General features: G+C 47.8%; 9 protein-coding genes. All 9 read left to right on the top strand.

Going from position 1 to position 15,922, the window contains the following annotated elements; translation table 11 throughout:
- Positions 1-42: 42 nt before the first annotated feature.
- The 9 genes from EI981_RS16815 to EI981_RS16775 all read left to right on the top strand — a co-directional run bounded on the left by EI981_RS16815 (position 43) and on the right by EI981_RS16775 (position 15,916).
- Positions 43-2,373 carry a glycoside hydrolase family 3 N-terminal domain-containing protein gene (locus EI981_RS16815; RefSeq protein WP_127000061.1) on the top strand — a complete coding sequence of 777 codons (2,331 nt, stop codon included), beginning with the start codon at positions 43-45 and terminating at the stop codon, positions 2,371-2,373.
- Positions 2,374-3,192: 819 nt separating this feature from the next.
- Positions 3,193-4,317 (top strand): glycoside hydrolase family 88 protein, encoded by a 1,125-nt coding sequence (locus EI981_RS16810; protein ID WP_127000059.1) that lies wholly within the window; start codon positions 3,193-3,195, stop codon positions 4,315-4,317.
- Positions 4,307-6,481 carry an alginate lyase family protein gene (locus tag EI981_RS16805; protein ID WP_127000056.1) on the top strand — a complete coding sequence of 725 codons (2,175 nt, stop codon included), beginning with the start codon at positions 4,307-4,309 and terminating at the stop codon, positions 6,479-6,481. The genes EI981_RS16810 and EI981_RS16805 overlap by 11 nt, the downstream gene beginning before the upstream one ends.
- A 100-nt stretch (positions 6,482-6,581) precedes the next feature.
- The gene (locus tag EI981_RS16800) at positions 6,582-8,294 is read left to right on the top strand and encodes a cache domain-containing sensor histidine kinase (RefSeq protein ID WP_127000054.1); all 1,713 of its coding nucleotides are present in this window, start codon (positions 6,582-6,584) and stop codon (positions 8,292-8,294) included.
- Entirely contained in the window at positions 8,294-9,880 is a 1,587-nt protein-coding gene (locus tag EI981_RS16795) for a response regulator transcription factor (RefSeq protein ID WP_127000052.1), read from the top strand. Before EI981_RS16800 ends, EI981_RS16795 begins: the two co-directional genes overlap by 1 nt.
- A gap of 204 nt (positions 9,881-10,084) precedes the next feature.
- Positions 10,085-11,017, top strand: a complete 933-nt coding sequence (locus EI981_RS16790; protein ID WP_127000049.1) for a carbohydrate ABC transporter permease — start codon at positions 10,085-10,087, stop codon at positions 11,015-11,017.
- Between the two features lie 12 nt (positions 11,018-11,029).
- Positions 11,030-11,866, top strand: coding sequence for a carbohydrate ABC transporter permease (locus EI981_RS16785; RefSeq protein ID WP_127000047.1), 837 nt, complete (start codon positions 11,030-11,032; stop codon positions 11,864-11,866).
- Positions 11,867-12,022: 156 nt separating this feature from the next.
- Positions 12,023-13,411 (top strand): ABC transporter substrate-binding protein, encoded by a 1,389-nt coding sequence (locus tag EI981_RS16780; protein ID WP_127000045.1) that lies wholly within the window; start codon positions 12,023-12,025, stop codon positions 13,409-13,411.
- 147 nt (positions 13,412-13,558) lie between these two features.
- Positions 13,559-15,916 (top strand): glycoside hydrolase family 95 protein, encoded by a 2,358-nt coding sequence (locus EI981_RS16775; RefSeq protein ID WP_127000043.1) that lies wholly within the window; start codon positions 13,559-13,561, stop codon positions 15,914-15,916.
- Positions 15,917-15,922: the final 6 nt, after the last annotated feature.

The following is a 15,922-nucleotide window of genomic DNA, read 5'->3' as shown; positions in this document are numbered from 1 at the left end:
ACACATGAGAACGAATGAGGCAATATCAGGGGGAATCAGGTAATGGAAAAGTACAAGATGTCCTCCGTTCCAATAGAGGAGCGGGTGCAGGACTTGCTCTCCCGGATGAATCTTCAGGAGAAGGTAGGACAGCTAAACCAACGGATGTACGGATGGAATGCCTATGTCCGAAACGGCGATGGAATTTCGCTGACGGAAGCTTTTAAGCAGGAGGTTGCCTTTGGAGATGGGATGGGCGCATTGTATGGATTGTTCCGCAGCGATCCTTGGTCGGGCGTCAATTATGAAAACGGAATCACTGTGGCTGAAAGCGCTGAGGCCGCGAACATGGTGCAGCGTTACGTAATAGAAAATACGCGATTGGGCATCCCGGTCTTATTATCTGAGGAATGTCCGCACGGACATCAGGCGCTGGATGGGACGCTTCTGCCCGTCAACTTAGCTGTAGGCTCGACCTGGAACCCGGCGCTGATGCAGCAGGCTTACGCGTATGTGGCTGCGGAAATAAGAAGCCGGGGAGCCCATATCGGTCTTGTGTCAGCACTGGACATTTTACAGGACCCCCGTTGGGGACGTTCTGAGGAATGCTTCAGTGAAGACCCGCATTTGGCTGCACGCTTCGCGGAAGCAGCTGTTCGCGGGATGCAAGGAGACGAGCCGGGCGAGCTGGCTTCTCCGAATAAGGTTGCTGTAGTGCTGAAGCATTTATGTGCCCAGGGTGCGGCGCAGGGAGGACGAAATGCGGGGCCGGCTGCGATCGGGCAGCGTGAGCTGCGTGAAATTCATCTGTCGGCAGCCAAAGCAGGAATGGAAGCCGGGGCAGCCGGATTTATGGCAGCGTATAACGAAATTGACGGGATTCCTTGTCATGCCAATCAGGCGCTGCTCACTGGTATTCTTCGCGAGGAATGGAAGTTCGATGGGATCGTGATGGCCGACGGCTGTGCAATCGACCGGCTGCTGGCGCTGACTGGAAGTCATGAATCGGCCGCTGCGCTGGCTTTATCCTCCGGAGTGGATTTAAGCCTCTGGGATAAATCGTTCTCGACGTTAGAAAGGGCAGTAAAGCAGGGACTTGTGTCAGAAGCCCAGATAGACCAAGCGGTAAGCCGTGTACTACTGCTCAAGTTCCGACTCGGCCTGTTTGATCATCCCTATACTGAGAAGCTGCGTGCGATTTCCGTTGTCGGCCGGCCGGAGTTCCAGCAGATTAATTTACAGGTCGCGCGCGAATCGACGGTACTGCTGAAGAATGAAGGGAATTTGCTGCCCCTCGGCGAAGCAGGAGAGCTGCGGCGGATCGCGGTAATCGGCCCTAATGCGGACCGCTTGTATAACCAGCTAGGCGATTATACCAGCGTTCAACGTAATGGAACCGGAACAACGGTGCTGCAGGGCATCCGCATGTGCGCCCCGGAAGGCGTAGAGGTCGTTCACGCCTGGGGCTGCGGCATTCGCGATGAATCGATGGCAGGGCTGAATGAAGCGGTGGAGGCTGCCAAAGGGGCGGATGTCGCGGTGCTCGTAATTGGTGGCAGCAGCGCACGCCAATTCGGCGGCAATTTCGACAGCAATGGTGCGGCGATCGTCTCGGAAGGCAGCCCATCCGAAATGGACTGTGGCGAAGGCGTGGATCTCGCGGACCTTTCGCTTGGTGGCATTCAGCTGCAGCTGGCTGAGGCGGTCGCTGCGACCGGAACGCCCGTAGTTACGGTGATCATCCAGGGGCGGCCGCATGCTCTGACCGACATCGCCCAGATCAGCAATGCAGTGCTTTGCGGGTGGTATCCCGGCACGGAGGGCGGCCAGGCGATCGCTGAAATCCTGTTCGGGCAGGTGAACCCAAGCGGCAAGCTGCCGGTTTCGCTGCCACGTTCCGCTGCGCAGCTTCCGGTTTACTATAACCAGAAGGATCCGGGCCGGCCGCGTGTTTATGTTGACATGCCTTCCGCTGCGCTGTACCCTTTCGGCTACGGATTAAGCTATACGACTTTTGAATATGGGCAGGTTGTCTTGTCAGAGAATGAAGTTTCCACAGCCGCCTTGGAAGAAGGCAGGCGGATTACGGCTACGGTAACGGTTAAAAATGCAGGAGAACGAGACGGAGCCGAAACAGTTCAGTTGTATATTCAGGCTCGCGAATCCGGGATTACCCGGCGAATAGCCGAGCTGAAAGCTTTTCGCAAGATAGAATTACCTCCAGGCGAGCAGCGGACGGTCACCTTCAGCATAGGCCAGGAGGAACTGGGACTTTGGAATCGGGAGATGAGGTTCGCTACAGAGCCTTGCCGGGTTGCCATTCAAATTGGCGGCAGCTCCCAGAATACAGTCTCGGCGGAATTGATAATTACTGGTAACAATTTGCCAACATAATATTAGCAGCTCAAACTGTCGGCAAAGTCCTTGTCGGCAGTTTTTTTATAATTGTATCTATTCGCTCATCGCCCTAGAATTTGCAAGTATTCGTGTTTTAATGTGGCTAATTAGCTAGTATCGCTCAGCTTTCTTTTCCTTGGGTCGTTCATTCCGACCTTGAATTCTCGGAGAAGGTGGAGTACCAAATCGTAGTCGCATTTCAAATGTCGATTTTCCGATTTGAAGACGCCCCTTTTTGCGTGCTCCCAAATGTGTAAATTCTCATGTTTTGGCCGGATCACTCGGACATTTTTGACCGTTAGCGCCTAGATTTTGGTAAGCTGCCTTTGTAACGGACAAGGATGTCCATTACATGGGGAAAGTGTGCGGAAAGCCGCAATTCTTGCTTCTAATGGACAAAAGTGTCCGTTAGAAGAGCGAAGTTGTTTTTTTCTTGCTCTAACGGTCAATTTTGACCACTTGATAAGTGCGATCACGCAATTCTGTATCCCGTAGCTTTGTCCTTTCTGGATCATCCCTTTTAACTTTTCTCCATCTCTATAACTTGTTCAAATACTATTTTGAAACAAAGAAAGTAAACATATTAACACAATCTTGTACATAAAAAGCAAGGCCCGGTACGGGCAGTATTATATGATAGATTTGGAGAATAACGGGGAATTTCACGGTTTACGGCCCCTTTTTTCAGTCACCAAAGGTCTGTTTTCTACTAAAAGTCAAAATTGTTCACATAAGGTCAAAAATACCCCCTACTAGGAAGGCACTGGACTTCTTATTATAGGCTTAGGACAACATGACTCGAAAGGAGCAAGAACGATGTGGAATAAGGCGATTGAAGATGCGGTAGGTAAGGTTAGGGCAAATATGGAGCGGTTCGGAACGAGATTCCCGCATATTAGTACGGACGGCGTCTATCAGTTGAATGACAATGAGGATTGGACGAACGGATTCTGGAGCGGGATGCTGTGGCTGTGCTATGAGTATACAGGAGATGAGTCTTTCCGTGAGAAGGCGATCGAGACAGTAAAAGATTTCCGTCGCCGCTTTGATGCCAAGATCGTGCTGGATCATCATGATATCGGCTTTTTGTATTCTCTATCCTCGAAGGCACAGTGGATTATTGAGAAGGATGAAAGCGCTCGCCAATTGACACTGGAGGCAGCAGATCACCTCTTGAAGCGCTGGCGTCCAGCTGGAGGCGGCTACATCCAGGCGTGGGGACGCGAGGGAGATCCGAAGGAAGCAGGACGGATTATCATTGACTGCCTATTGAACCTGCCGCTTCTGTTCTGGGCGGAACAGCAGACCGGCGATCCGAAGTATCGTGAGGTCGCGATTACACAGGCTGAGAAGACGAGACGTTATATTGTGCGTGGAGACGATAGCTCCTATCACACCTTCTTCTTCGATCCAAGCACGGGTGAACCGATCGGCGGGGCTACACATCAGGGCTATACAAACGGTTCAACCTGGACACGTGGCCAGGCATGGGGTGTATATGGATTTGCACTTGCTTATCGTTATACAGGCGATCCGTTATTCCTGGAGACTTCAAAAAGAATGGCCCGTTATTTCCTTGCCCATTTACCTGAGGATCATGTAGCTTATTGGGACTTCAATGCTCCGATAGACAAAGACACCTATCGTGACAGCTCAGCTTCGGCTATCGTAGCGGCTGGTCTGCAGGAGCTATTGGAGCATATGGATGAGCAGGATCCGGATCGGGAGTACTTCATGCAAGGCTTGACCGATTCCTTGACCTCCCTGGTAGAGAATTACTCCACGATTGGAGAGGAAGCGGAAGGACTTCTGAACCGTGGTTCTTATTATGTACGTGGCGGACTGTCGCCGGATGATTATATGATCTGGGGCGATTACTACTATCTGGAAGCCTTAATGCGTCTTGAAAAAGGAATAAAGGGGTATTGGTATGAACGTTAACGGTACGGAAGCGAGTTATCAGGACAAAGTATATTCGGTCTTTTCGCTGCTTCAACTGGAGAAGCCAGAATTAGCTGATGTAGCTGAAGCGGTTAAGCAGAATCACTATGAAGATGCCCTGCAAGCCTTGCATCGTTATTATCTGGAGCGTCATCTACCAGGGAACCGATGGTCACAAGAGGAAACTGCTCAAATTACCAATTACGTCAAAGAGAACTGGGTGGATGAGGTCGCAATGGTGATGAAGACGGCGGATGAAGTCGTTAACCAGACATTCCTATTCCAGTTCCCATGGGATATGGAGCGGACTCAGGTTCCAGTTACATTCGATGAAGCAATTGACTGGAACTACATTCCTGATGTCGATCCGGAATGGGCGTACATGTTGAATCGGCATCGCTACTGGATCGCCCTGGGTCAGGCTTACGCCATGACCGGAGATGATAAATATGCGGCAGCGTTATGCCGCCAGCTTGAAGATTGGATCGATCGCAATCCAGTGCCGAACGAGCCTACCAGCGATACGCTTAACTGGCGTACGATTGAAGCTGGTCTGCGGGGCAGCAACTGGATTAAGGCGCTGCGTTATGTGTGGGATTCTCCGCAGTTCACGCCGGCCTTGCTCGCGAAAGTGCTGATCTCCTTATCGGAGCATGCTCGGTATTTAGCGGATGCATTTACAAGCTGGAAGCATATCAGCAATTGGGGCGTGCTGGAGACGAATGGCTTACTTCCGATTGCCTTAACCTTCCCTGAACTGAAGGGTTCCGAGCAGTGGTGCAGCTTGGGCGAAGAGCGCCTTGGAGAGACAGCACGTATTCAGGTTATGGCAGACGGAATTCATTGGGAGCAATCGCCGACCTATCATCATGAGGTGATGTGCTGCTACCTCGATTGTCTATATTTTGCCGAGCGACATGGAATTAAGCTGGACGAGGAATTCCGCGGCAAAGTGCACGAGATGGCTATGGCTTCCCTGTATTGGGCTAATCCTAGTCATAGGCAGCCTATGTTCGGCGACAGCGACGATAATGACGTTCGTTCGTTATTGACGTATGCAGCTGCGCTGTTTAAGGATGAGACTCTACGTTTCGGTGCTAATCAGCAGATGGACTATGATAGTGCATGGCTGCTTGGAATGGAAGCCGTCAGAAGCTATGAGAGCTTGAATCCTGTGGAGCCAGCGGAAATGTCTCATGCTTTTCTCCACTCCGGGCATTATGTAATGCGTTCAGGCTGGAGCGAGCAGGATTTGTATATGTACTTCCACTGTGGGCCGCAAGGCGGCGGACACGGGCATGCGGATATGCTGCATATTGACCTTCACGCCTACGGGAAGGAATTTCTAACGGATCTCGGCAGATACAATTACAGTGACCATACACCGGTTCGACAAGCGTTAAAAGAAAGCGCAGCCCACAACACGACGACAGTCGATGACATCGGCTTTACGGAAATTGCTGACACTTGGATGTTCCATCGCATTGCCAGTCCTCTAGGCTGCAAATGGATCAGTCGCCCTGATTACGACTATGTAGAAGGCAGCCATGATGGCTATCTGCATTTAGACGATCCAGTGTTGGTAAACCGGAGAATTATTTTTATCAAGCCGCATTACTGGCTGCTCGTTGACCGCTTCCAAAGTAAGGGAGAGCATCAGTTCAAGCAGCATTTCCACTTCGGATCGGGTGTCATCGGATTAGAGAAGGGTTCACTAATCTGTCGTACTCAAAATGACGAGGAAGCGAACCTGCTCATGCTCCCAATTCAGAGTGAAGGGCTTCATGCCGAAGTATCCGAAGGCGTCATTTCTCGCGAATATAATTTGTTGGAATCCAACCATCAAGTGACGTATTCACGGAGCGGGAGAGGAATGGCCTCAATGATGCAGCTACTCTACCCGCTGCGTCCTGGCGAATCGGTAGCCCCGCAAGTAAGCAAGATCCCAGTGTTCCGCCATACCGGTGAACAGGTAGATGATGCACAGGCCGAGGCTTGCCGGATTGTCCATCCTGAATTAGATAGTGAGCATATCCTAGTGATCAGTCATAAGGTACCCTCAGGTCATTACGATTCCTATGTGGTGGACGGGGTACAGATTTTCGGAGAGGTCGTACTTATTACGGGCTCTGCTGACAAGAGGAAGATTACGGTTATAAATTAATGAATGCCTAAGGGATGACGAACTGATAAAATAGAGATGAGAGTTCACGTAAACAAAAGCGGACTTTTTGAACTACCTATAGAAAGAGGCGCGGGAGTGCATGTTCAAACTAACATACTATAGACGTATTCAGCTGTCATTCCTAGTTCTTATCTTCATTCCGCTGATTGTCGTCTCGACCGTCTCATTCCTATTAATTCGCGGTTCGATGGTCGAGAAGCTTCAGCTCAGCAATGAGAATTTCCTGAACGTAATGACCGACGAGATGAACAAGACGGTTGATGACGTCACGTTTGCATCCCATTTTATTGTAAACGATGCCAATGTACGAGCCAATTTGAAGTCTTTTGCCGATACGAAGCGAATCAATAATTACAATGAGTATGTGCTGTTTACACAAATTCAGGATTTATTCAACCTAATCAACACGAAGCCGCTGAACAACAATATTCGCATGTACCTCGTTAACCGTCAGCACTTTGTCATTTCTTCCGGAACGGAGAACTTGACGGGGGTGAATGCCAGTGTAACCCAGTTGATGAAGCGAGTGGATTTGAATGAGCCGGAGAAGCTGCAGTGGCTTGGTATGGCTGACAGTGGTCTCGGCAACAGAAGCTACTATATTGCCAGAGTCATCTATGACAGCCGGGAGAAGCAGTACGTGTCCGTTCTGCTCGTCTCGATTGCGGAATCCTATTTTAGCAAGTTATTAAGTCCTGTGGAGTTCGGTAAGGTCGCGTTGTTCGATTCTTCGGGCGAGTTGATCTCCGGGAATCCGGAATTGTCATTGGATAATACAGAACCTAATCACAATGTGCGAACGTTCCGTGACATCTCTAAGTCAAGCTGGAAGCTTGTCTATGAGGCGTCGGAGAAAGAATGGTCTGGTCAGATTTCTCGTACGTTCTATACCGGACTTATCGTCGTTATTCTGCTGTTCCTGGTCTTCTTGATGACTTCCATGGTGATCGCCAAGAGGCTGCATAGTCCGATCCATAAGCTGCAGCGAGTAGTTCGTCAATTTGGTCTTGGTAATCTAGATGTGCGGCTGGAGGTCAAGGGCAGGGATGATATCGCCGAGCTAGGCCATACGTTGAACACAATGCTAGATCAACTGCAGCAGCTGATTCATGATATCGAGCAGGAACAAGAGCAAAAGCGGGTCATGGAATTGGAAGCGCTGTTTATGCAGATTCGCCCTCATTTTCTAATCAATACGCTCAATTCGATTAAATGCAGTCTCATATTACAGCAGGACAAGCTGCATAGTGGAATTATTGATTCCCTCATGAGTCTTCTGCGAGCATATCTAAAAGTGAACGAACCGACCACGCTGGAAGAAGAATGCAAGCTGCTCGCTCACTATGTAGACATTATGAAGATACGCAGTGAAATCCCGTTGAAGCTTGAGATTGATCTGGAGCCTAAGACGAAAGAACTGATCGTACCTAAGCTTATTCTGCAGCCGTTGGTAGAGAATGCGATTGTGCATGGATTTGTGGATCATCCTTCGCCAACGATCAGAGTTAGCTCACGGTATGACGCAGGCGGAGTTATGATTGAGATTGAGGATAATGGAAGCGGTATAGAAGAAGAGACGTTAGGGATGCTTAACCGCAGACTCATGTTCGATGACGAAGAGGACGGTTCTTATCAGAGAGTCGGATTGATCAATGTCGTTCAGAGATTGAGATTGACCTTTGGAGAAGAAGCTACAATGACGATCAGCAACCTCCAGCAGGGAGGTACTTCGGTTTCTCTGTATTTGCCTCTGGGGATACACCATGTTTTTCTATCTGGGGGGAATGAATAATGTATAGAGTCATGCTTATCGACGATGATGTTCCCATGCTTAAAGTGCTGCAGCAGATGATCGACTGGGAAGCGAACAATCTGCAGATTGTCGGGACGACCTATTCAAGCGTGAAGGCCATGCATATGTTTGAAGAGGTTCAGCCTGATATTGTAATTACAGATATTGGCCTGCCGCAGAAGAACGGAATTGAGCTGGCCGACAGCTTTACCTCGATCAAGCCGGATGTACGGGTGATCTTCCTGACCTGTCATGAAGATTTCAATTATGCTCAGCAGGCGATTAAGCTTAAGGCGGATGACTATCTGATCAAGGATCAACTGACAGCGGATCAACTGCAGAAGAGCTTGGAGAAATCCGTTACGATCTTGAAGTCTAGAAGCGGTCTGATTCGCTGGAAGACTTCTAATTATAACAGCCAGCTATTCCGTCAGGATTTACTGAAGAGGGTCATTGACCGGGCACCGTCTGAGATGACGATGGCGTATGCTTCACAAATCGGAGTCTCCTGGAATTATCCGTGGTTCATGCTGGGGATCGTGAATGTACAATTTGCCAACTTCGATACGCGATATAAACAGAGTGAATATCAGCTTATTCTGTACGCGATATACAATATTGCACTGGAACTGTCCGAATCCTTTGAAGGAGTTACACCGATTCTTGAAAAAGACAATATCGCGATTTTGTACAATTTCCGGATGAATTTAGCTCAGAATGCCACACTGCATTTTAGCAATTTCCTACAGCAGCTGCGTTCCAAGTGTGTAAACTATCTTAAGATTCAGCCTAGTATTGTATCTGTATCAGATAAAATGGAGCTGGATTCTGTGGGGCCGGCCTATCAGCAAATATTGCAAGGTAAATTGGAGTTCTATGAAACAGCCGATTATACGATTACAGATATTTCCCAGAGTGCTGCCCCGATCTTCCAGCAGGCCCCACAAGGGTTCCTGAATAGCTGCGTGTCGCAGCTGGAGCAGGCGGTAATCAAGCAAGATCTGGACGGTATCCACAGTATTCTGCTGGAGATCGCCAGAAATGCGCGGGAATCGATGATCGAACCGAGTGATTTTGCGAAGGAGCTTTCTTTTATGTTGCGGGGTATTGAGCTGATGTTCTCTAATTTGAAGTTTGAAGAGGATCTGTTCAAATATCTAACCTTATCTCGTACACTAAGCGATTCCATGGAGCTGATTGAGCGGAAGCTCGTCCAGATTACGGAGAGCAGGGACAAGCAGGGAACAAGTACGACTCAGGAGCCGAAGCTGCAGGTCATTCAGCAATATATTGAGCAGCATCTCGCTGACAATATCACTTCGATCGATATGGCGCGTTATCTGTACTTGAATCCGAGCTATTTCTCTCGTTATTTCAAGCGGATGACCGGGCTGACTTTTACCGATTATGTGCATCAGTACAAGATGAAGCTGGCGACAAAGATGCTGAAGATGTCCAATCAAAATCTAGAATCGATGGCCATCGGCCTGGGATATTCGGACAGAACCTATTTCTCTAAAGTATTTAAGAAATACGTAGGCACAACGCCAAGCGAATATAAAGCCAAGCATACGGCGCGTAAATAATCATATTAGACTAGAATAAGCGTGGTGAATTGTTCTCAACAATTTGCCGCGCTTTTTTGTATTTCAAAAAGGCCTATATATCCATAAGTTCGGCGCTCAGTAGAAGGTCAAAATCGTGCACGCTCCTAGTCATAATCACTCCTTCTAGTTGCCTGCGAATATATTACTATAATGATAACTTATTAATTGTTGAGGTGATACAACGTGGAGGCAGTCAAACAACCTGTGCCGGACATCCAGAGAGAACCACGCAAGAAATTTTGGACTCCGCATCGCAAGGAAGCAATGATCGGTTGGCTATTTCTAACGCCGGAAATTGTCGGCATGCTATTCCTTAATGTATTTGCTCTTGGATTTTCCCTATATTTGAGTTTATCGAAATGGGATTTATTATCTGGAGTGAAGGGAATTGAATTTACCGGATTCGATAACTATGTAAAAATGTTCCATGATCCGACGATTATCCAAGCTGTTAAGAACAATGTTATCTATATGATACTGACCGTGCCGATTCCGATCGCAATTGCTTTGGTACTGGCAGTGCTCATTCATAACAGCGTTTTCTTCAAAGATTATTTCAAGGTAGCATTCTTCATTCCGTACATATCGTCGATTATCGCGGTAGCAGCGGTATGGAGCGCATTGTTCCACCCGTCTCTCGGTCCAATTAACCAATTCTTGATGGATATCGGTATTTCCAATCCACCCAAATGGCTGGTTGATCCAAAGACATCATTATTGTCGATCGCAATTATCAGTTCGTGGGCGAGCCTCGGTTATACCATTATTATCTACATGGCTGGTCTAACGAACATCTCCAATGAAATCTATGAAGCAGCGGAAATTGACGGAGCAGGACCTATGAAGAAATTCTTCGCCATCACGGTACCGATGCTGCGTCCAACAACCTTCTTCTTGTTGATTACGATGCTGATCGGCTCGTTCAAAGTGTTCGACGTCATCGCGTATCTGACCGAAGGTGGTCCGAACAACTCTTCTATGGTGCTCGTATACCGCATTTACGAGGAAGGCTTCAAATATCATAACATGGGCTACGCTTCCGCCATTTCCTGGCTGCTGTTCGCTATTATCGGCATAATTACAGCACTGACCTGGAAAATGAGAAATGAAGACTAGGGGGAATATCAAATGCAGCTAATTAGAAAAAACATATCAAAAGCGATAGTCACCGTCTTCATGGGTGCTCTGTCCATCGTATTCCTAATACCTCTCGTCTGGATGGTATCAGCAGCGTTCAAATACGAGAAAGATGTTATGCGCTTCCCGATTCAATGGATTCCCGAGAAGATCAATGTAGCGTATAATTTTAAGACAGTCTGGATGGGGAAGGTTCCCTTCTATGAATTTTATTTCAACTCATTCAAGATAGCTATTATTACAACTATCATTACGCTGATTATCTCATCGATGTCGGCTTACGCGTTGACAAAAATCAATTTTAAAGGACGGAATCTCGTATTTATGGCACTTTTGTCCTTTATGATTATTCCTGATCAAGCGACTTTGATTCCGCGCTTCTTGCTGATTCGCTGGTTCGGTCTCTATAACACACATGCAGCGATTATATTTATGAGCATGTTCTCGATCTACTTTACATTCCTGTTGCGGCAATTTATGATTGGCGTCAGTGATGAGTTTATTGAAGCAGCAAGAATCGATGGGGCAGGGCATGTAAGAATCTTCTCATCCATTATGGTGCCGCTCTGTAAGCCGGTACTGGCAACGGTAGCTATTATCAAATTCATCTGGACCTGGAATGACTATCAGAATCCGCTCATCTTCTTACTGGACAAGGATCTGTACACTATTCCACTCGGAATGACACTGTTCCGTGATGACTTCACGAACAACTATGCGATTATGATGACAGCAGCTGTATCGGCGATTATCCCGCTGCTGATCGTGTTCATCGCTCTGCAGAAACAGGTTATTAACGGGATTGCACTTGGGGGCGTGAAAGGCTGATCTCTGATCAGCCTTATCAAAAAAGTAAGCGCTATCGAAAAGTCAAAAATGTAATCCTATAACATCAAAATTTTGCACTTGGCCTTCGAGGCAACCGCCTATAATGAGACTTGTACAGGCACTACACTAAAAAACTTCAGTGCAGGGGGAAACAAGATGAGACACAAGGGTAAAAAGAGCTTTTCTATCATTCTCGGTACCGTTCTTGCCATCAGCTTGATGTTAAGCGGATGCGGAAAATCCGGTGACGGAAATGCTGCATCAGGCACGAATAATTCCGGGAATACAAAATCCGACAAACAAGTTACGATCAAGTATTACAACTGGGATAACGATGCACAAGCAGTTGGAACAGATGCAATGCTGAAGGAATTTATGGAACAGAATCCGGACATTAAGGTTGAGCATGTCGTTCTTGTACCTGGTGATTCCGTTGAAATGGAGAAGAAGCTCGACTTTCTGATCTCCTCTGGAGAATCCATTGACGTAGTACAATTAGCAAGCTTGGGCTCTGCTGTTGAACGTGCGGGCCGCGGAGCGTTCGCACCTTTGAATGAGTTCTATGATAAGGAAGGCGTCAACCCTGATGATGAGTACTGGGTTAATGCTAAGGTTGATGGCAAGAACTATGGTATGCAATATACCAAGAGCATCAACTACATTATGATGAACAAGGATGCCTTGGATGAAGCTGGTCTTGAAGTTCCTAAATACGGATGGACTTGGGATGACTTCCGCGAATATGCGAAGAAGCTGACAAAAGGCGAAGGCGTTGATAAACGTTACGGTACTTACTTCCATACTTGGGAGCTTTACATGAACGCTCCTGCTCAGACGATGATGAAGGACCCGTTCGTGTATAATGACGGTACGACGATCCTGTCTGATCCATCGTATAAATATTTCTTCCAATTGCGTAAAGACATGGAGACTGTAGATAAGACATCTAAGCCTTATTCAGACATTCTCGCAGCGAAGCTGAACTACCGCACCGAGTTCTTCAACGAAGAAGCGGCTATGATTTTGACAGGTAACTTTACGATTGCTGATCCAGGTAATACTGAGCAATATCCACATACTTTCAAGACTGCATTTGCACCGGTACCAGTACCTCCGGCAGGAGCTGAACCTAAAGGTTATGAAGGCAAATACTTCACTAGTGGTTCGCAAATTGTAATGGGTGCTACTTCCAAGCACAAAGAAGAGTCCTATAAGCTGATGAGATTTATGACTACAGCAGATTCACCAAGCAGACCAGAATTCTCCGGCTATAAGAAAGCGAACAACGAAGAAATAATGAACAAGCTGGTTGCTGGTCATGAAGATATGTATGACATGGATTCACTCAAATACTCTTTGTTTAGCGATGATATTCAGTTCCTTGGCGCTTCTGAAAAGATGACTAAAGCTAACGCGGAAATTTCGAAAGTTATCAATGATGGCTTCAGTAAATTTATGCTTAGCAATGAGCCGCTTGATGATGTATTGAAGTGGATGGTAGATGAAGCGACGAAGTACATCAATGAGAAAGGCTTCGTTGAATAATACGGGCTTGATTAGATAGTAAAGATTTGATGATTAACATTTGACTTGCAAGGGCCGTCTCAATGATCTTATGAACATGAGAGACGGCCCTTGTTATCTATTTAAACGGGAATATGAAGACTATTTGGAGTAGATAGGAGTAGAACGATGACGAACTTGATGAACGAGCTTATCGAGAAACAGCCCGCTTGGATCTGGACAGAGTCATTTCCAGTCGGTAATGGTAGGATTGGGGCGATGTTATTTGGCGGCGTGTCCTCGGAGCGAATCGGCCTGAATGAAGATTCTATCTGGTACGGGGGTCCAAAACAATGCGATCATCCACAGGGCAGAATGAAGCTGGACGAGATTCGAGATCTGTTGCGTAAAGGCGAGGTTCAAGAGGCAGAGAGGAAGATGCTCCTTCATTTCACGAATGTTCCGCAATATTTTGGACCTTATCAGCCTCTGGGAGACCTGCTGCTTCAGTTCGGTAACGTAAAGTCGGAAGCGGAGGATTACTGCAGGAGATTGAATCTGAGTACAGGAGTCGCTTCAATAAGTTATGTAGTGGATGGAGTCCGCTATCATCGTGAAGTCTTTGCCAGTGCCGTTCATCAGGTATTAGTCGTTCGAATCACGGCATCAGAACCGGAGGCTATAAGCTTAACCGCACGATTAAGTCGGCGTCCCTTCGATGGGGACATGCTGCAGGAGAATGAGCATACCTTAGTGATGGAGGGAATTTGTGGACCTGATGGCGTTAAGTACGCAGCGGTATTGAGCGCTCAAGCAACAGGAGGAGAGTGCCGGACATCCGGCAATTATCTGGACATTCGATCCGCTGATGCGGTGACACTAATGCTCACGGCACAGACCACGTTCCGCTGTGTGGATCCGCACCAGAAAGCGCTCTGTCAGATGGAAGCAGCCAGAGCGATCACGTACAGAACATTGCTTGATTCACATACGGCTGATCACGGCATGTTGTTTGATCGTGTTAGCCTTGAAGTTCATTCGGATGATCCAGCAGGAGAAGCCGAAGTGATTGAAGAACCGTTAGGTACTAGCCGTGAATATGTAGGAAATTATCGATCTACTTCTGAACGGCTGCAGTCTTATCGGCAAGGGGGCGAGGACCCACAGCTTGAAGCTCTGTTCTATCAATACGGTCGTTATTTGCTCATATCAAGCTCAAGACCAGGCAGCTTGCCTGCGAATTTGCAAGGGATCTGGAATGACAGCTTCACACCGCCTTGGGAGAGCGATTATCATCTGAACATCAACCTGCAAATGAACTATTGGATCGCCGAGACAGGTAATCTGTCAGAATGTCATGAGCCGTTATTCGATTTCATCGATCGACTGGTCATTAATGGACAGAGGACAGCGGCAACCTTATATGGAGCAAGGGGCTTCACGGCTCACTCTAGCTCGAATATTTGGGCGGAGAGCGGCTTGTTCGGAGCCTGGACGCCAGCTATCTTTTGGCCGATGGGCGGGGCCTGGCTGGCGCTGCATCTATGGGAGCATTATCGGTATAATCTTTCAGAAGCATTTTTGCGCGAACGGGCTTATCCGGTGTTGAAGGAAGCGTCACTGTTCTTTCTTGATTTCCTTATTTTTGATGAGAATGGCTATTTGGTTACAACACCTTCACTCTCACCAGAAAATAGCTATGTGAACGAGAAGGGGCAGGTTGGTTCTTTATGCTCAGGTTCATCTATGGACTCGCAGATCATTTACGCGTTATTTACCGCTTGTATTGAAGCGGCGGAGATTCTGGGGATGGATGAGGGATTGATAGGGCAATGGACTGGAGCCCGGGCAAAGCTGCCAGAGCCTAAAGTCGGCCGCCACGGTCAGATCATGGAATGGGCCGTCGACTACGAAGAGCATGAACCAGGCCATCGTCACATTTCTCATTTATTTGCCCTTCATCCGGGTGAACAGATTATTCCACATAGAATGCCTGAGCTGGGAGTCGCCGCCAGAGCGACGCTGGAACGGCGGCTGCAGCATGGAGGCGGACATACCGGCTGGAGCCAGGCATGGATCGCTAACTTCTGGGCCAGACTTGGCGATGGGGACAAGGCGCATGGTAGCCTGCGTGAACTGCTAGCCAAGGCAGTGCATCCGAATCTGTTCGGCGATCATCCTCCGTTCCAAATTGATGCTAATTTTGGTGGAGCTGCAGCCATTCAAGAGATGCTGCTGCAATCGCACGGCGGTGAGCTTCGGCTGCTGCCGGCTCTTCCTACCGCCTGGTCAAGCGGATCAGTTACAGGCTTGCGGGCCAGAGGTGGCTTCGTCATTAATATTCGCTGGCAGAATGGGAAACTGGAAGCCGCAGAGATATATTCTACAAGCGCAAGGGACTGTAATTTGTTTAGTGAAGAACGGCTATCTATTTACGATGCTCAGCATGTTCCTGTAACGATGGCAAGTTTATACTCTGGGCAAGGTTATCGATATACATTTGCTGCTGAGCCTGGACACACATATCTAGTCGTACTTAATAAATAGTAAATT

This window comes from Paenibacillus lutimineralis, assembly GCF_003991425.1.
Classification (GTDB): domain Bacteria; phylum Bacillota; class Bacilli; order Paenibacillales; family Paenibacillaceae; genus Fontibacillus; species Fontibacillus lutimineralis.
The sequence above is the reverse complement of the archived record's forward strand: the minus strand, read 5'-3'. Positions and strand labels throughout refer to the sequence as shown.